Below are 22,997 nucleotides of genomic sequence, written 5' to 3'. Positions count from 1 at the left end.
TACTTATGTATGATAGGCAGGACGCTACTTTCTTTTACTAAAGTCGTTTTGTTAACATCATATATGAAGAAAAAAAGCAAAGGAGGCAGACGATGGAATCGAATGGGGATTTAGACGCAGATTTAAATAAATTAGAAAAAGCGCGCCATCGTTTTATCTCGGAAATCGCTAAGAACGTTCATTTATATGGTATTAGCCCCTCGGTTGGACGGCTTTACGGGACTGTTTTTTTCTCTGATAAACCTATGACGCTGGATGAGATGAGCGAATCACTGGGAATGAGTAAGACGAGTATGAGTACCGGGATTCGAGCTTTATACGAAGCCAATATGGTCGAGCAAGTATGGGAGAAGGGGGTACGGAAAGATTTATACAAGACAGAAGAGGACTGGTATAAATCTTTCTCGACAGTATTTATTACGAGATGGAGAAACGCGACTGAAAAAAATGTAACAGCGATTAAAGAAACGAAAAGCATGCTTCACGAGCTTGGAGAAACAACTTCCTGCGATGAGATTAAGGAGAAGGTGACCAGGGATTTAAATAGATTAACTGAAGCTGAAGCGTACTATGGATGGATTAACGATGTTATTTCCTTATTTGAAAGCGGTAAAATATTCGATATTGTGCCTAAGAAGCAGAAAGTGAATACTTAAAAGGGTTAATTCAGCTGTTGTTCATGTTTTTAAATGAGCAGCAGTTTTTATTATGGGTAAATTTCTTCTCATAGTTTGAAGGTGAAAAACCGGTCTTGCGCACTCCCGGTCCAACTTCCCAGTGGCTAACTGTTTCTTTCTTCTATATAATGTGAAGCGGGAACAATAGAAAAAGGGTTGGTGAAAAATATGAAACTAAAAAACTGGCAGGTAGCAGTGCTTTTATTAATATATGCCTTTGTAGGCGGAGCCATATTTTGGATTTGGGCGTTGGCCAGATAACTTGTTCATTGTCGTCATCTTTTACTAAAGAATAAATAGTTTGTAACGCTTCGTTTGTTAATGACGACAAAGACAATAGCCAGGGAGGGAATGACGTGAGAGAGGAGTTTGAACGGTTGTATGAAACATACCACCATCAGCTTTTCCAGTATCTTTTTTATCTTGTGCGCAGCCGTGAAACAGCCGAAGAGCTGGTTCAGGAAGTATATATTAAAGTATTAAATTCATATGAAACATTTGAGGGTAAAAGCAGCGAAAAAACTTGGCTTTACTCAGTAGCAAAACATGTAGCTATAGACTGGATAAGGAAACAGACACGAAAAAAACGAAAATCAGACGGAAAAGAATACGAGTGGACGGAGAGGGAATTTGAAGTTGAAGACAGAGCCCCTCTTCCTGAAGAAATCATTGTGCAAAAAGATGAAGTTCAGCAAGTATACCGCATGCTGGAAAAGTGCAGTGAGGACCAGCAGCAAGTGGTCCTTTTGAGATTTGTTCAGTCTTTATCTATTTCAGAGACGGCAGAAATACTCGGGTGGACTGAAAGTAAGGTGAAGACGACGCAGCACCGGGCGATAAAAACACTTAAGAAGCATCTTGAAAAGGCTGAAGAGGATTATCTGAAAAGGAGGCAAGCAAATGAACAATAAATGGGATGAAAAAGAAATAGAAAAGACGTTATCGAAGCTTCCTCCCGTCAAAGATCATCAGTCAAAAGATGATTTATTTCAAGCAATTGAAAAAAAATCAAAAAAGGAACTCCCTTCACGTTATTCGCCCCGTAAAAAAAGACCTTGGATCGTTCCATCACTGGCAGCCGCTGCAGCGATGTTCCTGCTATTATTAATCGTTCCTCCTCTGTTTGATAATGGTGACCAGCAATTTTCTTCAGATGAAGCAGCTGAACAAAACATGATAAATACAGCCATATATAATGATAATGAAGAAAATGAACGGAATGAAGAAGAGGGATTTCCTGAAGAGAATCCACCTGATGAGGAATCAGCCTCTAATAACAGCCTGAATGAAACCGAGGAAGAAACAGGTGAAGAAGCAGAGGAACACAACTCCTCTTATGAGGAAAATAATGAAAGTGATACATCTCCGGATGCTGAGCAGCCCGCACCGGTTTATGTAGCAACGATCTACACAGTGGAAAATGAAGACTCTGTTTCCGAATATGTTGTACTTGTAGAAAGTGCGTTAAATAGTGAAGCAGGTATAGAAGAGGCAGTTAAGCATTCTCTTCAGGAAAGTGATTTGACATCTGGCCAGTATATGGATAATCTAGCCGATATTTCTGCAGAAGGCGACACCGTCGTTCTCAATTTCGCAGATGAAGCTGCTCTTGAGTCTTTAACGAGTGCCGAAAGCCATTTTTTAAATGATCTGTTCCAGGAACTATTTACGGTTTATGGCTTTAATCAAGTAAGTTTTGAAGCAGAAGGGGAACCGGGAATTATTTATGGCCAGCACGGAGAAGTTGAATCGATCCCCGTTTCTTCTCATAACAGAGGCTATTATCTTATTGAAGGGGAAGAAGACTTTTACCTTATCAGTGGAATAGCGGCTGGCGAGCAAATAGAGGACAATGATAGTGGAAATCCATTGACCTTTGAACAAACAGTGGAAAAAATGAAAACAACCAGTGAAGACGCAGACTGGTACGATTCAGCTATCCCGCCGGAAGTGGAAATTAAAAGTGTCCGTATACCAGGAGACACTGCCAGAGTTTCTTATATACTCGACAGAGATGAAGAAGAAGTAAGTGACGAAAAGCTGGATACGTTTTTTGAGGCTCTGAAGTTGAGCGCAGCTCCCTTCACGCTTGATTCTCTTGAAATAGTCAATGAGGAAACAGGCGAGAAGGTTGAGTTTGAATTAGATTAATAACTGTTGGCTGATTGGCCAGGCGGCTCTAAACTGCCTGGTTTTTTTAATGCAAAGAAAATTGCCCTCCTGTAAAACACGTTTATGCTTTAAATTCGAAGTTTCCAAAAAGGACCAGACTTAATTACTTTTCTCAAGTTTTCTTTTTTAGTTTTTAAGTAAAAATACCACAATTTTCAACATTTACAAATCAAATCCTTTAATACTGGGCGTTATAGGTACTGAAAGGGCAGTTTATCTGGATATATAAGGAAGAAACAGACGCTTAGCAAGGCATGTCTTCAAGAAACCAAGTTTATCTCTTCTCTTTAGTGGAAATGGACTTTGTAACTTTATTATAAGGAGGAGATAAATTTATGGATAACATAGGAGATCAATTCCAAGCGATGCTTAGTGATTTAATATCGCTTATCCCAAATCTGATTATTGCGCTTCTTTTACTGCTTTTAGCATGGGGTGTAGCGACACTGGCTAAAAATGTCATTGCAAAAGGTCTTGTAAAAATGGGTGCAGCCCGAGGGCTTGCAAAAACACGCGTAATTGAAAATGAAGAGAAAGGCGAAGAAACTCTCAAGTATATTTCAAAAATTGTTTATTTCCTCGTCTTTATTTTGTTCCTTCCAAGTGTATTGGATGCACTAAACATGGAAGCTGTTTCGCAGCCAATCACAAATATGGTACAAACCTTCCTTGCATTCTTACCTAATGTGTTTGCGGCAGGGATCATTCTGTTTGTCGGTATTTTTATTGCCAGACTCGTGAAGGATTTAATTTTTAAGTTTCTTGAAAGCCTTGATATTGACCGTTGGTTTAATAAAGTAACAAAATCTAAACAGACGGCAGAAGGGTCAACAAAGTTATCATCTATTTTAGCTAACATCTTATTTGTTGTTATTTTAATTCCAATTATTACAGTGGCATTGGAAACATTGAATATTGATACGATCTCCCAGCCGATTGTATCTGTACTCGACAGTGTATTAAGCATGATTCCTAATGTATTTGTAGCTATTGTGCTTGTACTTGTAGGTTATTACCTTGCTAAGTTTGTAAGCGACTTGTTAACGAGCCTGCTGCAGCGAACAGGCATTGACAATATTTACAGTTATTTCAATGTTGATACTTCCAAGGCGCCGAATTTTAAAGTATCTACTATTCTGGGGCATATCACCAATGTCATTATCATTCTGTTCTTTACAGTTGAAGCATTGGGTGTCCTCCAATTAGAGGTTTTAAATAATATCGGTAATGCCATCCTAATGTATCTTCCGCTGTTAATCAGTGCACTCGTTATTTTGGGAATTGGCTTGTTTGCAGCCGACTTCCTTGGATCTCTAGTAAGAAAGTATACTAACAGTTCTTTCTATTCATCAGTTGTTAAGTATATTATCATTATTGTGGCTGTATTTATGACATTTGACCAGCTTCAGTTTGCAAGCACAATTGTCAATATCGCCTTCTTACTGATCCTTGGCGGTATTTCAGTAGCATTTGCGATCGCCTTTGGTGTAGGAGGCAGAGACTTTGCAAAAGGCAAACTGAATGAACTGGATAACAAAATCAAAAAAGAGAATAAAACAGGATCTCAACCAGGTTCAACGGAAAAACAGAACAATTTAAAAGATTTAGACGGACCTGATGTTTAAACTATAAAAAAACGGGACGGCTCAGAAAAGCCGTCCCGTTTTTTACAGTTCAGAAGAAAGTAATGTTTCCCGGGAAATAAATTTGTAGAAACAAGCATTTAATTCGTTTAATTTTAGGAATGCCGTATATTGAGCCGGTATTTTCTCAGTCTGTACTGCAGGCTTTGGCGACTCAGGCCGAGCTCATCTGCAGCTTGTGTCACATTTCCGCTGTGGCGTTTCAGAATCTGTTCGATATACACTTTTTCGACTTCTTCCATATATTCCTGCAGCGGCTTAGTAGGAGGAGCGTTTGGAACGACAAGCGCTTCCGGAGCGTGGGATATGTCGTTATAGGAAGGAAACTTGTTACGGACATGAACCGGCAGATGAGTATAGTCAATCCTTTCGTCGTAATAGATTAAATTCATGGCTCCTTCCACCATATGTTCAAGTTCTCTTACGTTCCCCGGCCAGTCATATTCCTGGAAAAGCTGCTGGACACCTTTCGCTATCCCGGGCACGTTTAACTGAAACCGCTTGTTATATTTATTAACGAAGTGGTTTGCCAGCACCGGGATATCTTCTTTTCTCTGTCGAAGAGGAGGCACCAGTATAGAAACGACACTCAGCCGGTAATAAAGGTCTTCTCTTAACCGGTTCTTTTCCAAAGACACAGCCGGATCTTCATTTATTGTAGCGATAATCCGGACATCCACCGAGCGATTTTTCGTATCGCCGATTCTTCGTATGGATTTTTCCTGAAGTGCCCGCAGAAGTTTGGCCTGCAGCGGCGCACTTAAGGAGTTAATCTCATCCAGCATCAGCGTCCCGCCATCTGCTTGCTCAAACAGCCCCGGGTGATCTGCAGCTCCCGTAAAAGCCCCTTTAACCGAACCAAACAGAATACCCTCAATTAATGAATCCGGCAATGCAGCGCAATTTTGGCTGATAAACGGCTTGGAAGCTCTTTCACTTCCGTTATGAATACTTTGGGCAAATAGTTCCTTTCCTGTCCCTGTTTCACCGGAGATAAGAACGGAAGAAGTAGTTCTGGTAGCTCTTCGCGCGTTCTCTACCACTTCCCTGATAGCATTAGAGTCTCCGATAATTTGATCAAATGTGAATCTCGCATCCTGCTTATCCCTGGCATTCTCCCTCGTAAGGCGTTCGAGCCGGGTAATATCTTTAGCAATCTCTACTGCTCCAATTCTTTTTCCCTCGTAAATAAGTGGAAAGGTGTCATTAATTGTTGTGATTTCCTGTCCTTTAAAATTAAAATAGACCTGTTTCGCATTGTGGTGCACCTCTCCATGATTCAGAGCCTGGAGAAGCCGGCTTTCTTCTTCTTTATTAAAAAGAAAAATATCCATGATGTTTTTATGGAGGACATCTTCTTTCTCCATATCTTCAATTTCCGACATCTTCCTATTATATATAATGGATTTTCCTTCATGATTGATAACATGGATCCCTATATCTATTGCATCCAGCAACTGGCGGTAGACAGAGGGCAGAGCAGGGGCAGATAACGTTTCAGCCATAGTGGTACACTCCTTTCTTATAATTTCATTGTACTCACTTTAGAAGACGACCTGCAAATATTTTTTGCAATACACCGCAAAATAATTTATCCGTGCAAAATAATTTTTCGGAAAGGCTTTATGTAAAGGCTTACATAAAGCCTTTTTAAGTTGGCATGATTATTGCAACATATTTAACTGTTAAATAAATAAATTATAAGATTTAAAGGAGTGGATCAACCCATGGTAGTACCTTACAAACATGAACCATTTACAGACTTTACAGTGGAGGAGAACCGTAAAGAATATCAGAAGGCGTTAGATTACGTGAAGAGCCAGTTAGGCCAGGAGTACCCTCTCATTATTAATGGTGAAAAAGTGTTTACTGAGGATAAAACTGTCTCAGAAAACCCTGCTAATAAAAAAGAAATTGTCGGGTACGTATCAAAGTGCAGTCAGGAACTGGCAGAGAAAGCAATGCAAGCTGCTGACGAAGCTTTTAAATCGTGGAGCAAGTGGGATCCGGCCTCTCGCGCTGACCTCCTGTTCCGTGCTTCTGCCATGATTCGTCGCAGAAAACATGAATTTTCTGCATGGCTCACTTACGAAGCCGGGAAACCATGGAAAGAAGCAGATGCTGATACAGCAGAAGCGATTGATTTCCTTGAATACTACGCGAGACAAATTCTTCGTCTTAAAGACGGTATTGAAATCAATTCAAGAGAAGGCGAGTTTAACCGGTTTAATTATATTCCGCTTGGTGTAGGGGTTACTATTTCTCCATGGAACTTTGCCTTTGCTATTATGGCTGGAACGACTGTTGGTCCAATGGTTGCAGGTAATACTATTCTTTTAAAGCCTGCAAAAACAACTCCTGTCATTGCATATAAATTTATGGAAGTTCTTTTGGAAGCCGGTCTTCCAAAAGGGGTAGTGAACTATATTCCTGGAAGCAGTGCAGAAATGGGTGACTATGTCGTTGATCATCCAAGAACACGTTTTATTAATTTCACAGGCTCTAAAGCAGTCGGTCTTCATATTGCTGAGCGTGCGGCAAAAGTTCAGGATGGCCAAAAATGGATGAAACGTGTCATTTCTGAAATGGGCGGTAAAGATACCATTATTGTAGATAATAATGCTGATCTCGATTTAGCTGTTGAGTCAATCGTTTATTCAGCTTTCGGTTTCTCCGGCCAAAAATGTTCCGCGTGTTCCCGTGCAGTCATCCATGAGGATGTTTACGATGAAGTACTTGAAAAAGTTGCGGCCCGCACGAAAGAATTAACAGTCGGCCCTACTTATAAAGATAACTCTAACTTTATGGGACCTGTAAATGATCAGGCTGCCTTTGATAAAATACTTGATTATATTGAAGTCGGCAAGAAAGAAGGAAGGTTAATGGCGGGAGGAGAAGGTGACAGCTCTGAAGGCTACTTCATCCAGCCGACGGTATTTGCTGATGTGGACCCTGAAGCCCGCATTATGCAGGAAGAAATTTTCGGACCAGTTGTTGCTTTCTCTAAAGCAAAAGATTTTGACGAGATGATTGAGATTGCAAATAATACTGAATACGGACTGACAGGGGCTGTTATTTCCAACAACAGAGACCACCTTGAGCAGGCGCGCCAGGACTTCCATGTCGGAAACTTGTACTTTAACCGTGGATGTACAGCGGCTATTGTAGGCTATCATCCATTTGGCGGCTTTAATATGTCCGGTACAGACTCTAAAGCAGGGGGACCTGACTACCTGCTGCATTTCCTTCAGCCGAAGACTGTATCCGAAACATTTTAAGTGAAAGGGGACTTTAAATGGCAACAACTACGGAGATTATCGATGTAACAGAGAAATACGGAGCCAGAAACTATAATCCTCTCCCGATTGTCATTTCCAAAGCGGAAGGTGTATGGGTGGAGGACCCTGAAGGCAACCGTTATATAGATATGCTTAGTGCCTACTCGGCAGTAAACCAGGGACACAGGCATCCTAAAATTATAGAAGCATTAAAAAATCAGGCGGACAGAATTACGCTGACGTCCCGCGCGTTTCATAATGACCAGCTTGGTCCTTTCTATGAAACAGTTTCTAAATTAACTAAAAAAGAGATGGTTCTTCCAATGAACACAGGTGCCGAAGCGGTAGAGACAGCAGTTAAAGCTGTCCGCCGCTGGGCTTACCGTGTAAAAGGAGTCGCATCTGACCAGGCGGAAATTATCGTCTGTGAAGAAAACTTCCACGGAAGAACGATGACAGCCGTTTCTCTCTCGTCTAACGAAGTTTACAAAAAAGACTTTGGCCCGATGCTTCCTGGTATTAAAGTAATCCCATACGGAGATGCTCAGGCACTGAAAGAGGCGATTACCCCTAATACCGCAGCTTTCTTATTCGAGCCTATTCAGGGAGAAGCAGGGATTAATATGCCTCCTGAAGGTTTCCTGAAAGAAGCATATGATATTTGTTCGGAAAATAACGTGCTTTATGTGGCTGATGAGATCCAGTGCGGGCTTGCACGGACTGGGAAAATGTTTGCGTGCGACTGGGAGAATGTCGAACCGGACATGTATATTTTAGGTAAAGCCTTGGGCGGAGGAGTTATGCCAATATCAGTGGTGGCTGCAAATAAAGATATTCTTGGAGTGTTTGAACCAGGCTCTCATGGCTCAACGTTCGGAGGAAATCCATTATCATGCGCCGTATCGATAGCTGCACTGGAAGTTATTGAAGAAGAGAATCTTGTAGAGAGATCTCTTAAAATGGGACAGTATTTAAAGGATCATTTAAAAGAAATTAATAATCCTAAAATTAAAGAAGTAAGAGGGAAAGGGTTATTTATTGGACTAGAGCTGACTGAGCCGGCACGTTCCTACTGTGAAAAGTTAAAAGAGAAGGGGCTTCTTTGTAAAGAAACGCATGAAAATGTGATCAGGTTTGCGCCCCCTCTCGTTATTTCGCAGGAAGACCTTGATTGGGCAATTGTAAAAATTAAAGAAGTATTGGCTCAATAACTAATTTCTCAACAGCACTGGAACCGCACCTGTTAAGAGGAGAAATCTCAAGAAAAGAGGGGACTTCGTTTAGGCGGGTCTTCCTCTTTTTTCACATAGTTGCACGGGACGGTTGCGATGAGCCTCTATAAAACATGAGTTTAATTTGGCTGAATCTGGAGAAAAGAAAGGGGTTGATTGGAGATGATTACAAGAAATTTCTTCCTGTTTTTGTCCCAAAACAAATTTGTAAAAACGAAAGCAACGAAGTGGGGCCCTAAGCTTGGTGCTAAGTCAGTGATCGCAGGCGAAACAATTGATGAGGCAATGAAAACCGTAAGGAAATTAAATGAACGCGGGCTGACTTGCACCGTAGACCATTTAGGCGAATTTGTTTACAACCGGGAAGAAGCAATTGAATCTGCAGAATACTGCATTAGAACGCTGGACGCGATTGCTGAAACAGGAGTGGATTGTAATTTATCTTTAAAGCTTACTCAACTCGGGCTTGATGTTGACCGTAATTTGTGCCGTGACAACATGATGAGGATTCTTGAAACAGCTGAGAAACACGGAAATTTTGTCCGTATAGATATGGAAGACTATTCCCATTTAGATGCAACATTAGAGCTTTTACATGAGCTGCGCCGGCGGTTTGATAATGTTGGAACTGCCATTCAAGCTTACCTTTACCGGGCAGATAAAGACCTTCGTGAACTTAAAGGGACTAATATCCGGCTGATCAAAGGGGCTTACAAGGAATCGCCTGAAGTGGCTTACCAGAAGCAGGCTGAGGTTGACCGTAATTATTTTAATATTATAAAAACTCATCTGTTAAATGGCAGCTATGCTGCTATTGCGACGCATGACCATCAAATAATAGACCAGGTCAAAGCATTTGCAAAAGAAAACGGCATAAGCAAAGACCAGTTTGAATTTCAGATGCTTTACGGGTTCAGAAGTGAACTCCAGAATGAAATAGCAAAAGAAGGCTATAAAATGAGAGTTTACGTGCCTTTTGGTGAAGACTGGTACGGATACTTTATGCGTCGTCTGGCAGAACGTCCTCAAAACGTGACCTTTGCGATTAAAGGGCTGCTTTCAAAATAAAAGCAATATTTTTAAGAAGAGGTGGAAGGGTTGAATAGTAAAATTTCGATTATAGGCGTCCCGATGGATTTGGGGCAGAACCGCCGCGGTGTGGACATGGGTCCCAGTGTGATCCGTTATGCCGGGATAGAAGAACGCCTGAAAAATTTAGGATATGAAGTAAACGACCGGGGAAACATTGATATTGGCCGCCCGCCTCAGCTTGACGTAAAGAATGAAGATAACCTAAAAGATCTGGAAGTAGTGGTTGAGGCTAATCAAAGTTTGGAAGAGAAAGTGTCTGAAGTCATAGCCGAAGGGGATTTTCCGCTAATATTAGGGGGAGATCACAGTATTGCTATCGGAACGTTGGCAGGGGTCGCAAATAAAGCAGATAACCTGGGGGTCATCTGGTATGATGCACACGGTGATTTAAACACAGGTGAGACCTCTCCTTCAGGAAATATCCATGGTATGCCGCTTGCAGTCAGTTTAGGTATAGGCCATCCTTTACTTACTGAAATAGGCGGATACGCACCGAAAATTAAACCTGAGAATGTGGTGATTATCGGTGCCCGTTCTCTTGATGAGGGAGAAAGAAAACTTATTAAAGAAAAAGGCATTAAAGTGTACACGATGCATGAGATTGATCGAATGGGCATGAGTAAAGTGATGGAAGAAGCGATTGAGCATGTCTCGAAGAACACCGATGCAGTACACCTCAGTCTGGACCTTGATGCGCTTGACCCACATGATGCTCCTGGGGTCGGCACACCAGTCATTGGCGGACCAAGTTACCGGGAAACCCACTTGGCAATGGAAATGCTTGCAGAGAAAGATATTATTACTTCTGCGGAGTTTGTAGAAGTTAATCCTATCCTGGATAATAAAAATCAGACGGCCGAGGCTGCGGTGGGCCTCGTCGGTTCTCTCTTTGGCGAAAAACTTCTTTAACAGATTAATAGATTTATTTGACCGGACGTTCCAGAGTTACTAACGTTCGGTTTTTGTTTAGTGAGAAGTGATGAGAGCAGATTTTTTCTATGCTGTGGAAGAATAGTGCCGGTCAAGGGGCTAAACCCTGTTATTCGAACGCTATTCTAAAAATACGTTTAGTTCTGGGAATACGTGGGAACCCGATTTACACAGGAGGGTGATACGATGTCAAAACCAGGACTGAATACTTTAAAACCAGGCCAGCATTATCTTGCAAAGGATTTGGACAGCTTCATATCATCTACCGATGCGGTGCTGCTGTCTTCCAATGATAATCAGCTGTTCACTGAGCCGGAACGTGAATATAAAGTGGTGCATGAATTTACCGGTTTTTTTGAGCACTCAATGGAAGATGGCGAAAAATACTTCAGGGAAAAGAAAGCTTATGTTGTAGAAAAAGCTTAAGAATTGAGAAAAGCCATTCGTGGAAATCACAGCTTCCATGAATGGCTTTTCTTTTTCAAATAAGCAGATGCATCATACTGGTCGCGATGCCGAAGTAGATTAACAATGAAAAAATGTCGTTTAAAGTTGTAATTAACGGACCTGAAGCAACAGCAGGATCAAGCCCGACGCGGTATAGAACAAGGGGGATAACGGTGCCGGCCATGGTCCCTATAATAAGTGTAGCGAGAAGGCTTACTCCTACTACGACACCAAACATAATGGACTGCCAGAAAGTCGCTACTAAAAAGACGAGTATACCGCACACAACCCCGATAATAATCCCTACTTTAAATTCCCGCCATATGAGCTGAAGAATAGTTTTACGGTCTGTTTCATTAGTTACAAGGCCGCGCACAACGACTGCAAGCGACTGTGTCCCGGTATTTCCGGTCATACCCGCAATCATCGGCATAAAGAATATGAGAGCCACCACTTGTTCAAGAGTATTTTCAAAACTGTCCAATATACCTCCGGAAATAAGGCCGATAAACAGGAGGAGAATGAGCCATGGAAGTCTGCGGTAAGAAGCGACATAGGCTTTCGTCTGAAAATCAATATCTTTCCCGGAAGCCGATAATTTTTCAATATCTTCCTGTGCTTCTTCAATAAATACATCAATAATATCATCGACTGTGACAATTCCTTTTAGAACATTTTTATCATCGACGACGGGAACAGCGAGAAAGTCATACCGCTGAATGAGCTGGGCAACGTCCTCCTGGTCAGTGTCCGTAGCCACGGAGATTACCCTGTTAAACATAATGTCATATATTTTTTCGTTCATATCCGCCAGTAAGAGATCCCGGTACGAGACCACACCGACAAGTTTTTTATTCTCATCAATCACATACAGATAATAAATGTTCCTTGTGAATTCAGCGAAACTTTTAAATTTATCAACAGCTTCCCGGACAGTATAATAATCACGAATCCATACAAATTCATTAGTCATAATACCGCCTGCTGTTTCCGGCGGGTAACTCATCAGCTGCTGGACGGTCCTTGATTCATCTTTTTCCATAGCTGATAAGTATTCGTCCAGTTTTTCCTGAGATATTTCGCTAAGTAAATCTGCCAGATCGTCATTATCCATAATATCCATAATTTTAGATGACTTTTCAATCCCCAGCTTCTGAAGAACTTCCTGCTGCATGTCGGCATCCAGTTCCATCATTAAATCCGCTATATCTTTAGAAGTAATAAAGGTAAGGAATTTAAAGTGGTGCTTTTCTGGAAGCGCTTTGTAAAGCTCTGCAAGATCGTACGGGTGCAACTCTTCGATTATCTCCTGTAAAGCTCTTTTCTTATTATCTTTTAAATACTTTATAGCTAAAACAGTCAGTTTGTCAGTATCCATAGAGAAACACCCTTTCTTAAGTATTCAACCATAAAGGTAACAATGGGAGGTTTAAATAAATAATATTCATTTAAATGGCAATTGGACATTAAAAAACCGCTGTTTTGAGTATATCACTCTTACAGCGGCTTTATCATTTATCTTATTAAATTATTAAAAGCAGGGGACCCTGGCGGTGCATTGACAATCATATCGTAAATCGGAATAGTGTATGCAAATAAAATTAATACGACAGCAATACCGATCCACAATTTCCAGTTTTCCAGAAGTGCCGGTGTATGCGGGGTGTCGTCCGGATCCGGAGTCATTGGGAATTCAGTTTCACCCTTAGGAGCGAACCATGCTAAATAGATAAAGTTGTAAAACATGAGAATTCCAGCTGCTGTTAGAATGACCCCGCCGATAGCAACGGTGATATGGCTGGCAAATATCCCTTCAAACCACGACATAGCCTGCGGATGGTCCTGGTAGGTTGTATAAGCTGTCCGTCTTGGAGCACCAAATAGACCTAGAATATGCATTGCCCCCGACATGAGGAACATACCGATCGTCCAAAGCCAGGTAGTTACCATTCCAGACCGGTTCATAGACTTTGTCAGACGGCGGCCTGTAACGACAGGGATCAGCCAGAAGGCCATTCCGAAGAAAGTCAGGATGACAGTCGTACCCACCGTTAAATGGAAGTGGCCGACAACCCACAAAGTGTTATGGACTACAGCATTAAGCTGGAAACTGGCATTAATTAAACCGCCTGCGCCAGCAGGAATAAATACGAGCATTCCCATAAACGGGGCAAAAAACCTGACATCTCCCCACGGTAGTTTTTTAATCCAGCTGAACAATCCTTTTCCGCCCTGTTCCCGGCCGGTTTGTTCAAATGTAGCAAAAATAGAGAAAGCAGTCAGTAAGGACGGAACCACTACTACAAACGTCAGGACTGTCTGAATATACTTCCAGAACTCAGTAATCCCGGCTTCCATCAGCTGATGGTGAAAGCCGACAGGAATAGAGAACAATAGAAACAGAATAAATGCAAGACGGGCAAGAGACCCGCTGAAAAGCCTGCCGCCTATCACTTTAGGTATAACCAGATACCAGACCATATAAGCGGGCATAATCCAGAAATAAACGAGCGGGTGACCGAAATACCAGAAAAGCGTTCTGCTTAACAGGACGTTAATTTCATCAGTCATCCCTAAAGCCCATGGCAGCATTTGTCCCAGTACTGTCGCTGCTACACCCAACCCCGCGACAACCCATAAAATGAGTGTGGCAGTGGCCATAAAGCCGAAAAGCGGCGTAGGTTCACCGGGATGCTCTTTTTTCCATTGAAAATAGTGGGCCATAATAGCCGCTCCAGCCACCCAGGTTCCAACAACAAAGAGAGCCAGCCCGCTGTAAAAAATATAGTGAGCCTGTAAAGGAGCGTAAAAAGTATATAAAACAGAGGCTTCATTCGCAATAATCATGGAGGCGGCCATCAGTGTACCAATTGTCGTAATGATAAACCCTGCCCATCCCATTTTCCGAAGGCGGTCAGAAAAAGCTCCATGCGTTCTGCTCATACCTGCAAAAAAGAAGCCGAAAATTAAATAAGTAGTAAAAACAAGTGCTAATAATACCCCATGAGCAGTGAGAATCTGATAGTAGCCAAGCCAAGCGGGGAGTTCAATAATGCCGCCGCGGGCAAGACCCTGAAGCAGTCCGCCGAGAATACCGATAAGAAAAGCGAAAAATGCGACCACAACATGGACAAACGATAATGTTGCATCTTTGGAAGCCACGTGGGCAGGTTCTTCTGTGATTGGCAGTTTATAAGCTAAATTAGATTGTAGCATTACGGTGTCACCTCAATTTTCATCTGCATATAATGATGGCCTGTGCCGCAATATTCATTACAGATCACTAAATATTCCCCAGGTTCCGTAAATGTATGTTCAGTCATATTAACGTGCCCTGGTGTAATCATCATATTGACGTTTGTCCCTGGAATGGTAAAACTGTGAACCACATCCTGGCTTGTTACTTCAAAAATAACCGTAGAGCCAGCAGGTATTTCAATGGTGTCCGGACTGTAACCATAAGTCATAGCCACGAGCCGTGCACGATAGGTATCTTCATTGATCTGATCCAGGCCTGGTTCTGCAAAAACGGTATCTTCAAGGTTTTGAGAATCTACAGAAGCCATATGGCTGGGCGGCTGCTGGCCAAATGCAAAAGCGGCCACGCCTAAAACGGCAAGAAACAATACAAGTGACCCTATACCGAAGGTTAACCAGATTTTTTCATATTTGTGTAAATGCATCCCCATACTCCCCCCTCTGAAAGTTATGTTCTAATTATGAAAAGATAGAAAACAGCAAACCATGAAACAAGAATAAAAGCACCAAGAAACATAACAAAGACCAGTGTCCCTTTTAAAGATGAATGATCTTCCTGCTTAAGCTGCTGATGCTGCTGAGTTTTCAGCACAGTCCGGCTCATGTGATCCCCTCCCGCGGAAATTTACATAATTTTTTACTCCGTGTCATTTCTATCATATAAGAACGAATGAGTGTGATGAAAAGCAAATTGTGAAGAATTAGTGAAATGTTTAACAAATACTTTTAACACTGTGGCAATAGTATTTAAGAGGGAGGGATATACACAGTTTTCTTTATAAAGTCAACATTTAAATTTAATAAATGAAAAGGTTTGCAAATATTTATGACAGTGTTTTGAACAACATTGACGCTAAAAAAAATGATGTGCTATAATTCACTTATAATGAAAATCATTCTCAACTAATTTTTAATCATTCTAATCTAGTAATATAAAAACGTTCAGCCATGAGATGAAGATGACCATTCAAGTATTTCCGGGAGGTAGGAACGATGAGCTTTATTCAGCTGGAAAATATCACAAAGGTCTTTGCGGGGGGAGAAAAGCCTGCAGTGGATCACTTACAATTAAATATTAATAAGGGTGAAATTATTACTCTGTTAGGGCCGAGCGGATGTGGTAAAACAACAACTTTACGTATGATTGCCGGATTTGAGAACCCTACTAATGGAACCATCCAAATAGGTGATAACGAAGTTTTCAGTGATGCACATTCTCTGCCCCCTGAAAAAAGAGGAATAGGAATGGTCTTCCAGGATTACGCTCTTTTTCCGCATATGACTATTATTAAAAATGTTATGTTTGGTTTAAATAAATGGGGAGCAAGAGAGAAAAGAAAACGTGCGAAAGAAGTGCTGGAACTTGTAGGGTTAGAGGATTATGGAAGCAGATATCCGACTCAGCTTTCAGGAGGCCAGCAGCAAAGGGTGGCATTGGCGCGCGCTTTAGCACCAAAGCCGAATGTTGTCCTCATGGATGAACCTTTCAGTAATCTGGATGCCGGCCTTCGCGAAAAAATGAGATTTGATGTAACAAACATATTGAGAAAGACCAATACGACAGCTATTATCGTTACTCATGACCAAAAAGACGCCTTCGCGGTGTCAGACAGGGTAGTTGTCATGAAAGACGGCCTTATTCAGCAGATCGCAGCACCGAAAGAAATGTACAGGTGTCCTAAAAACTGCTTTGTCGCCCAGTTTGTCGGTAAAACCAATTTGCTTACTGGCACGATGGATACTGATTTGAGGAATATCCATACCCACATAGGGAAAGTGACGCTTCCTAATGAATGGCAGGAACGGCTTGATACCGTCAAACTGTCTATCCGTCCTGAAGGATGCAGCCTGTCAGATGAAGGCGCCTATTGCGGACAGGTAGAACGTGTCACATACAGCGGCGAATATCAGGAACTTCACGTTCGACTGCACAACGAACCGGAATTATCGGAAGAACCGATGCTGATTTATGCGCCGGTAGAAAAAGATGTTGAGATTGGAACGATTGTTTCATTTGATATAAAACCCGAACTGGTCGCTCTGGTAGAGTAGATTTTTTGCAACTATCCCGGTTTTGGGGTAGTTGCTTTTTACTGGGGACAGCAATATAAAAGCGATAATAAATACTTATTAATAATTATTATAAACTGACATTAAAAAGTCAAGAGTTTTTATTGAAAAAACTAATTGACAATCTTTCTCAATGAATATACACTGAGTTTAGTTGATAATGATAATCATTTTCAACGAACATAATTTAAACTTTAAAACGGGGGTATCAGCGATGAAGAAAGTACTTATGTTTTTATTATTAGCCGTTTTATCACTCGGCATTTTAGCAGCGTGCGGAGGTAATGGGAATAATAACGCGGCTGAAAATGCAGATGATAATGCAGGTGAGAATGCAGCTAATGAAAACAATGATGCAGTTGAGAACGAAGCTGAAGAAAATAACGATGCAAACAATAATGAAGAAGCAGTGGAATTAGATGGCGAACTTGTAGTATACTCAGCACGTAACGAGCAATTTGTACAGGCTCTATTAGATAAATTTACAGAAGAAACAGGCGTTGAAGTGAGAGCTCTTCACGAAGCCGATCCTCTTCAGCTTCAGGAAGAAGCGGGCAACGTACAGGCAGATGTGTTTATTTCAAACGACCTTGGTGCCCTTGAGTACTTAAACCAGCAAGACCTTCTTGAAGGATTTGATCCGGAGAATGTGGAATCAATCGACGAGCAGTTCCGCGCTGAAAATAACGAATGGATTGCTATTTCAGCCCGGGCACGAGGATTTATTTATAATAAAGATATGATTTCTGAAGATGAAATGCCGACAAAAATGGAAGACCTGCTCGACGCAGAATGGGCAGAAGTGGAAAATGGTTATGCGATTACCCGCGGAGGAAACGGCGGCATGATCGGTAACGTCTCCGCTTTACGTTATGAGTGGGGAGATGAAAGAACAACTGAATGGATTAATTCAATTCAGGAAAACGCAGCTGGAATTTTTGAAGGACATGGTGATATCCGCCGTGCTGTAGGAGCAGGTGAGCATGCTTTCGGTCTGGTAAACAACTATTACTACCACCAGCAGCTTGAAGAGCCTACTGATAATAATGTTGGCTTTATTTACACAGACCAAGGCGAAGATGAAATGGGAGCTATTGCCAATGCTGCCGGGCTAGGGCTTGTAGCTGGGGCACCAAACGATGAAAACGCACGGGCGTTTATCGAATGGGTGCTTGAAGAAGAGAACCAGCTGGCCTTTGTAGGGGAGTCATTAGAGGTACCTATTAACACTGATCTGGAACCGCCTTATGAAGAAGCTGTACCGTTCAGCGAATTGAAAGTTCAGGATATGCCGCTGAAAGAACTAGGAAACTACTTCCAGGATACACGGGCATTAATTGAAGATGCAGGATTGGACTTGGAGTTAAGATAATAAGTCAGTGGGAGAGGGCATATGAAGCAGGATAAACAGCAGGAGAGTAAACAGAATAAAGAACAGTATGCCAAGGTTGGGGATAAAAAATCCCCAGCCATTCTCCGTTTTATTAACAGGAAATGGCTGAATGTGTGGAAAGGGAATCCTCCAGGGATCGTTTTAGTCCTTATTGGTCTGTTTGTTGCTTTTGTCATGTCTGTTCCAATCATGTATGTGATGTGGCGGTCCTTGTCTGCCGGTGCGGACAGCTGGATGCGTTTATTGGGGGACCGTATTCCAGGGCTTCTTTGGAATACGCTTTCTTTAACAGGTGCGGTTACGTTTTCAGCTGTCCTGATCGGCGTGTCACTTGCCTGGATTGTGGTGAGGACAGACTTGCCTGGAAAAAAAGTGTGGCAGTGGATGATGGCATTGCCTCTTGTTATCCCGCCATACGTAGGAGCAGTCACTTACATTATTGTTTTCGGACCAAGCGGCTGGGCGCGTGACCTTTGGCAGGAAATAACGTGGCTTAATAATTTATTTGGCAGTTACCCTGTTAATATATATTCATTTTGGGGTGTATTTACCGTATTAACCCTTTTCACTTATCCTTATGTCTTTCTTATAGCAAGTGCTTCACTAAGGAAAATGAACCGTAACTTTGAAGAAGTAGCAAGGTCCCAGGGGATGACAACTTCGCAGATTTTCTTCAAAGTTAATCTGCCGTTATTACGCCCGGCGATTGGGGCGGGAGCCATTCTTATTTCTTTATATGTGCTGTCAGACTTCGGGGCCATTGCCATGCTTCGTTATGTGACCTTCACAGCGGCAATTTACTATCAGAGAGCTGGATTTGATATTCCTTCTGCTTCTGTATTAAGCCTTGTGCTGATTGTGCTAACAATTTTTATACTATGGATTGAAGCCCGTACACGCCGGAAAAATAAATATTACCAGACTTCCAACACATATAAAGAGCCTGATACACTGTCTCTCGGAAAATGGAAGCCACTAGCAGTCCTGTACGTAGCAGGAGTTTTCACCGTCGCTGTTATTCTTCCAATTTCTGTTCTTATCTATTGGACTGTGATTGGTGCAACGGCTGGAACAATAGATGCAAGGTTTTTTGGTTTTGCGTGGAACAGCATTAAAGTATCCGGGCTTGCAGCTTTATTATGTATGATACTTGCTACACCTATTATTTATCTTAAGTCCCGGCATCCGTCTGCTATTTCAACTGTGATCGATAAACTGAGTTATGCCGGTTATGCCCTCCCGGGGGTTATTGTGGCGCTTGGAATGGTCTTTATTTTTAACAACCACATTCCTGCTTTATATAACACGTTTTATATGATAGCTATTGCTTTTGTAGTCAGGTTCCTTCCTCAGGCTATGCAGTCCGGTGAAGCGTCGTTAAGCCTTGTCTCACCCAGGATGGATGAAGCGGCACGAAGCTTAGGCTATCCTGCCTGGAAAGTGATGATTAAAGTGATCATACCAACGATTCTCCCTGGTATTCTCGCAGGCGGCGCTCTTGTGTTTGTAAGCTCGATTAAAGAACTCCCGGCAACCTTAATGCTTCGTCCGCCAGGTTTTGATACGCTGGCTGTGAGAGTTTATTATGAAGCTTCAGAAGCACTGTACCATCAGGCGGCACCAGGAGCACTGTTAATTGTATTAGTCTCCATCATTCCGCTTCATTATCTGCTGAGAAAATATTAAAAAGGGCAGGCTCAATGTATGAGCCGCCCTTTTTTTGTGAGGTGGAGGTTTCTCCTGGTATTGGGTGAATTACTTTGGAGCTGGCTATTTAAGTGATCGGCCCTGGCCCTGCTTTTGCCCGTTCAGCCAGGGCTTTCTCCGCCCAGGCACAACCCGTCTTGGCGGTTCATCCTCTGCAGGAAAGTCAGCTGAAAACTTCCTCTGTATATATTAAAATCAGTCTTTTTTTTAAAGTAAAAACGTAGAGACGAGGTAGAAAAACAGAATCATTCCGATAAAACCGGCAATGCTGTAAATAAGATACCGCTGCTTGCGGTTGGCTCGTTTGGCCCATCGGTTAGGGTCAAAACCAATATCACCAGGGGCATGAACGTGGGTTTGATGGTGATGAAATCTGACATTCGCCAGGATCAGAGGAGCAAGAACCGCCCCTGAAATAAGTCCGAATAAATGAGCGAGAATATTAATCCCCGGATTGATAAATGTCATGATGACCCCGAGTACCACAATCGTCATAATCAACTGGGAATTCATCCGGTTAATCAGATCTTTCCGGAAGACTACCATATAAACATAAATTCCGAATAAACCAAATACAGCTCCGGAGGCACCAAGGTGGCTGACTAATGGATTCCCTAAGAAATAATAGGCAATATTCGCAAGAATCCCTGTAGCAAGATAGGCTGCCAGGAACCTTTTCCACCCGAGCAAAGATTCGAGGGCGGGCCCGAATAAGACGAGTGAAAAGGAATTAAAAGCCATATGCATGAGTCCGCCATGTAGAAAAATTGGAGTGACCAGCCGCCAGTATTCTCCCATGGAAATCATGATGTTGTTTCCAATTCCAAGATAACGGATTTCTGCTCCTCCTAAAAAAGGGAACCAGTAAATCCATATATAGAAAAAAATATGAATGGCAACCAGGCTTGTAATGACTTTATAGGACTTTATAAAACTTTCAAAACTTTCGTTTCGAATAAACATAGACTGAACACCTCTTCTGTTTAAGTCTTATTTATTTTATCATATGTTTGAATTGCAAGCCTATTGTTAAGAATTTGTTCCATTACAGATAACAGGGGCCTTAATAAAACGTGCCCGGATGTTATGATTATAAAAAGAGGTGGAAATATGATACAGGGAATTGGGTTAGATGTGGTAAGCCTGGACCGGATCGCCAGGGCATATACAAACAAAGCAGGGTTTGCGGACAGGATATTAACGGGAAAAGAGAAAGACCTTTTCAAATCATTTTCAGATAAAAGGAAAATAGAATTCCTTGCAGGCAGGTTTGCTGCCAAGGAAGCTTATGCTAAGGCTCTCGGCTGCGGAATAGGAAAAGATGTGTCTTTTCAGGATATTGAAATCTTGTCAACTGAAAAAGGGAAACCTGAATTAGTGAATTTAAAAGATAATAAAAAACCTCTGGTTATTCATTTGTCTATTACTCATACGAATGAATACGCTGCTGCACAAGTGGTTATTGAAAAGAGAATGTAGCTGCTCTATCTAATCAGCATAATGTTGTGGACGACCTCATATAGTGTTAATGCGGATGGGAGGGACAAACATGTACGTGGTAACGGGTGACGAAATGCACCAAATTGATCGCTATACCATGGATCATATCGGTTTGAATGAAGAAACACTGATGGAAAATGCGGGTCAGGCATTTGTGCGCCAATTATCCTTAATTTTAACCGGAAGAGAAACAATCACGGTGCTCATTGGAGCCGGTAATAACGGAGGAGATGGTTTTGTTATCGCCAGGCTTCTGATGGAGAAAGGTTTCGACACAGAGACCTGGGTGATCCCGCCTGCGAACAGGATTAAAGGAACAGCCAGAAAACATATGGAAATTTACACACAATGCGGGTACACTTTCCATTCCTATGAAAAGGAGCAGGCTGTTTTTTCTGAGAAGGCGGGCAAAGGCGGAATAATCATTGATGCTTTGCTGGGAACCGGTATCAGAGGCGATTTAAGGCCTCCTTATAAGGAGATTATTAAGCGGGTCAACGCGTCTGAAAGCAAGGTTATCTCAGTGGACATACCAAGCGGCCTGCCGTCCAGTGAAGGGGCGGAAGTCAATGAAGCTGTAATGGCGGATCATACCATTACCCTTCAGGCGCCTAAGCTGACTTCTTATTTATATCCTGAAGCCGACTTTTTTGGAGAGCTTCATATCGTGGATATAGGGATTCCCAAAAAGGCTTTTAAAGAGGTTGCGCCTTTCCGGAAACTAGTTACAGAAGAGCAGGTGAAATGTACTTTAGCAGGGAGAGAAACGAGTGCTCATAAAGGAAAAGCAGGCCGTGCTTTAGTGATTGGAGGCTCACTGTCCATGACCGGCGCTCCTGTTTTGACGGGGGAAGCCTGCCTGCGGGCTGGGGCAGGGCTTGTAACGTTAGGCGTGCCGGAATCAATACACCCGATTGTTGCACAGAAAATAACTGAGGCGATGTTTCGCAGGTTAAGTGAAGATCAGGGAGAAATAACAGAAAAAGCTCTCTATAAAGATATGGATCTAAGCCAGTTTAATGGACTGGCGCTGGGGCCGGGACTTGGAAGGGGGAACCACCTTCCGCTGTTCAAGCGTCTACACAGTTTTGAAGGTCCTCTCGTTATTGATGCCGATGGGTTATTTCATATGGCAGAAGAGCTTTCTGACTGGGCAGCCAATCCCCGGCCGCACCCGACTGTCATTACCCCTCATCCGGGGGAAATGGCGCGGCTTACCGGTTTAACAGTTAAAGAAGTGGAAAAGCGCCGGTTTGAAGTGGCCCGGGAGTTTGCCGCGGCATACAATGTATACGTGGTGCTTAAAGGCCCCTTTACGATTGTTTCTTCTCCTGACGGAAGCCAGTGGGTGAATACGACAGGCAATGCGGCCCTTGCTAAAGGCGGTTCTGGAGATGTGCTGACAGGAATTATCCTTGCGTTTCTTCTTCAGCCTCACTCAGCCATTCATGCTCTCTGTAATGCTGTATATATCCATGGTAAACTGGCGGATAAAATCCTGGAAACTCATGATCTGTTCAGTGTAAATGCTTCAGATCTCATTCAAATGCTGCCCGAGGTCATTCGTTCATCCCGTTACTGACTGCATGATATTCCCC

20 protein-coding genes are annotated in these 22,997 nt (G+C 42.3%); 14 read left to right on the top strand and 6 right to left on the bottom strand.

What is annotated here, in order from left to right:
* Positions 1–92 precede the first annotated feature (92 nt).
* The 4 genes from BMW59_RS18075 to BMW59_RS18060 all read left to right on the top strand — a co-directional run bounded on the left by BMW59_RS18075 (position 93) and on the right by BMW59_RS18060 (position 4,474).
* Positions 93–656: a GbsR/MarR family transcriptional regulator gene (locus BMW59_RS18075; RefSeq protein ID WP_093055115.1), complete on the top strand. Its 564-nt coding sequence runs from the start codon at positions 93–95 to the stop codon at positions 654–656.
* A gap of 377 nt (positions 657–1,033) precedes the next feature.
* A complete protein-coding gene (gene sigX / locus BMW59_RS18070; protein ID WP_093055113.1) occupies positions 1,034–1,588 on the top strand; it encodes an RNA polymerase sigma factor SigX in 555 nt (184 codons plus the stop codon).
* Positions 1,578–2,828: a hypothetical protein gene (locus tag BMW59_RS18065; protein WP_093055111.1), complete on the top strand. Its 1,251-nt coding sequence runs from the start codon at positions 1,578–1,580 to the stop codon at positions 2,826–2,828. Before sigX ends, BMW59_RS18065 begins: the two co-directional genes overlap by 11 nt.
* Before the next feature lie 356 nt (positions 2,829–3,184).
* The gene (locus tag BMW59_RS18060) at positions 3,185–4,474 is read left to right on the top strand and encodes a mechanosensitive ion channel (protein ID WP_093055109.1); all 1,290 of its coding nucleotides are present in this window, start codon (positions 3,185–3,187) and stop codon (positions 4,472–4,474) included.
* Positions 4,475–4,587: 113 nt separating this feature from the next.
* Here the strand turns inward: BMW59_RS18060 and BMW59_RS18055 are convergent, their stop codons facing one another.
* Entirely contained in the window at positions 4,588–5,997 is a 1,410-nt protein-coding gene (locus BMW59_RS18055) for a sigma-54 interaction domain-containing protein (protein WP_093055107.1), read from the bottom strand.
* Positions 5,998–6,219: 222 nt separating this feature from the next.
* On the opposite strand from BMW59_RS18055, the gene pruA reads away from it, so the two are divergent.
* From pruA to BMW59_RS18030, 5 genes are all read left to right on the top strand, one after another.
* The gene (gene pruA / locus BMW59_RS18050; protein ID WP_093055105.1) at positions 6,220–7,770 is read left to right on the top strand and encodes an L-glutamate gamma-semialdehyde dehydrogenase; all 1,551 of its coding nucleotides are present in this window, start codon (positions 6,220–6,222) and stop codon (positions 7,768–7,770) included.
* Between the two features lie 17 nt (positions 7,771–7,787).
* The gene (locus BMW59_RS18045; protein WP_093055103.1) at positions 7,788–8,981 is read left to right on the top strand and encodes an ornithine--oxo-acid transaminase; all 1,194 of its coding nucleotides are present in this window, start codon (positions 7,788–7,790) and stop codon (positions 8,979–8,981) included.
* A 183-nt stretch (positions 8,982–9,164) separates the two neighbouring features.
* Positions 9,165–10,070 (top strand): proline dehydrogenase family protein, encoded by a 906-nt coding sequence (locus tag BMW59_RS18040; protein WP_093055101.1) that lies wholly within the window; start codon positions 9,165–9,167, stop codon positions 10,068–10,070.
* 30 nt (positions 10,071–10,100) lie between these two features.
* Positions 10,101–11,003, top strand: a complete 903-nt coding sequence (gene rocF, locus BMW59_RS18035) for an arginase (protein ID WP_093055099.1) — start codon at positions 10,101–10,103, stop codon at positions 11,001–11,003.
* 207 nt (positions 11,004–11,210) lie between these two features.
* On the top strand, positions 11,211–11,450 hold the full coding sequence (locus tag BMW59_RS18030) for a hypothetical protein (RefSeq protein ID WP_093055097.1): 240 nt from the start codon (positions 11,211–11,213) through the stop codon (positions 11,448–11,450).
* 55 nt (positions 11,451–11,505) lie between these two features.
* Here the strand turns inward: BMW59_RS18030 and mgtE are convergent, their stop codons facing one another.
* The 4 genes from mgtE to BMW59_RS18010 all read right to left on the bottom strand — a co-directional run bounded on the left by mgtE (position 11,506) and on the right by BMW59_RS18010 (position 15,333).
* Positions 11,506–12,849 (bottom strand): magnesium transporter, encoded by a 1,344-nt coding sequence (mgtE, locus tag BMW59_RS18025; RefSeq protein WP_093055095.1) that lies wholly within the window; start codon positions 12,847–12,849, stop codon positions 11,506–11,508.
* 137 nt (positions 12,850–12,986) lie between these two features.
* Positions 12,987–14,687: a b(o/a)3-type cytochrome-c oxidase subunit 1 gene (locus BMW59_RS18020; RefSeq protein ID WP_093055093.1), complete on the bottom strand. Its 1,701-nt coding sequence runs from the start codon at positions 14,685–14,687 to the stop codon at positions 12,987–12,989.
* Positions 14,687–15,154, bottom strand: coding sequence for a cytochrome c oxidase subunit II (locus BMW59_RS18015; RefSeq protein WP_093055213.1), 468 nt, complete (start codon positions 15,152–15,154; stop codon positions 14,687–14,689). Before BMW59_RS18015 ends, BMW59_RS18020 begins: the two co-directional genes overlap by 1 nt.
* A 23-nt stretch (positions 15,155–15,177) precedes the next feature.
* A complete protein-coding gene (locus tag BMW59_RS18010; RefSeq protein ID WP_093055091.1) occupies positions 15,178–15,333 on the bottom strand; it encodes a cytochrome c oxidase subunit 2A in 156 nt (51 codons plus the stop codon).
* Positions 15,334–15,722: 389 nt separating this feature from the next.
* On the opposite strand from BMW59_RS18010, the gene BMW59_RS18005 reads away from it, so the two are divergent.
* The 3 genes from BMW59_RS18005 to BMW59_RS17995 all read left to right on the top strand — a co-directional run bounded on the left by BMW59_RS18005 (position 15,723) and on the right by BMW59_RS17995 (position 19,878).
* Complete coding sequence (locus BMW59_RS18005; RefSeq protein WP_093055089.1) at positions 15,723–16,781, top strand: ABC transporter ATP-binding protein; 1,059 nt, start codon at positions 15,723–15,725, stop codon at positions 16,779–16,781.
* 232 nt (positions 16,782–17,013) lie between these two features.
* Positions 17,014–18,171 carry an extracellular solute-binding protein gene (locus BMW59_RS18000; RefSeq protein ID WP_093055087.1) on the top strand — a complete coding sequence of 386 codons (1,158 nt, stop codon included), beginning with the start codon at positions 17,014–17,016 and terminating at the stop codon, positions 18,169–18,171.
* Between the two features lie 21 nt (positions 18,172–18,192).
* Positions 18,193–19,878 carry an ABC transporter permease gene (locus BMW59_RS17995; protein WP_093055085.1) on the top strand — a complete coding sequence of 562 codons (1,686 nt, stop codon included), beginning with the start codon at positions 18,193–18,195 and terminating at the stop codon, positions 19,876–19,878.
* Between the two features lie 228 nt (positions 19,879–20,106).
* Here the strand turns inward: BMW59_RS17995 and BMW59_RS17990 are convergent, their stop codons facing one another.
* Entirely contained in the window at positions 20,107–20,862 is a 756-nt protein-coding gene (locus BMW59_RS17990) for a rhomboid family intramembrane serine protease (protein WP_093055083.1), read from the bottom strand.
* A 147-nt stretch (positions 20,863–21,009) separates the two neighbouring features.
* On the opposite strand from BMW59_RS17990, the gene acpS reads away from it, so the two are divergent.
* Together acpS and BMW59_RS17980 are read left to right on the top strand one after the other, a co-directional pair.
* Positions 21,010–21,378, top strand: coding sequence for a holo-ACP synthase (gene acpS / locus BMW59_RS17985; RefSeq protein ID WP_093055081.1), 369 nt, complete (start codon positions 21,010–21,012; stop codon positions 21,376–21,378).
* A gap of 70 nt (positions 21,379–21,448) precedes the next feature.
* A complete protein-coding gene (locus tag BMW59_RS17980) occupies positions 21,449–22,981 on the top strand; it encodes an NAD(P)H-hydrate dehydratase (protein ID WP_177174421.1) in 1,533 nt (510 codons plus the stop codon).
* The last annotated feature ends 16 nt before the right edge of the window (positions 22,982–22,997 follow it).

The sequence above is a fragment of the Salipaludibacillus aurantiacus genome (genome assembly GCF_900111295.1).
GTDB lineage: Bacteria > Bacillota > Bacilli > Bacillales > Salisediminibacteriaceae > Salipaludibacillus > Salipaludibacillus aurantiacus.
Note: the sequence above shows the minus strand (reverse complement) of the source record. Positions and strands in the feature narration are given on the sequence as shown.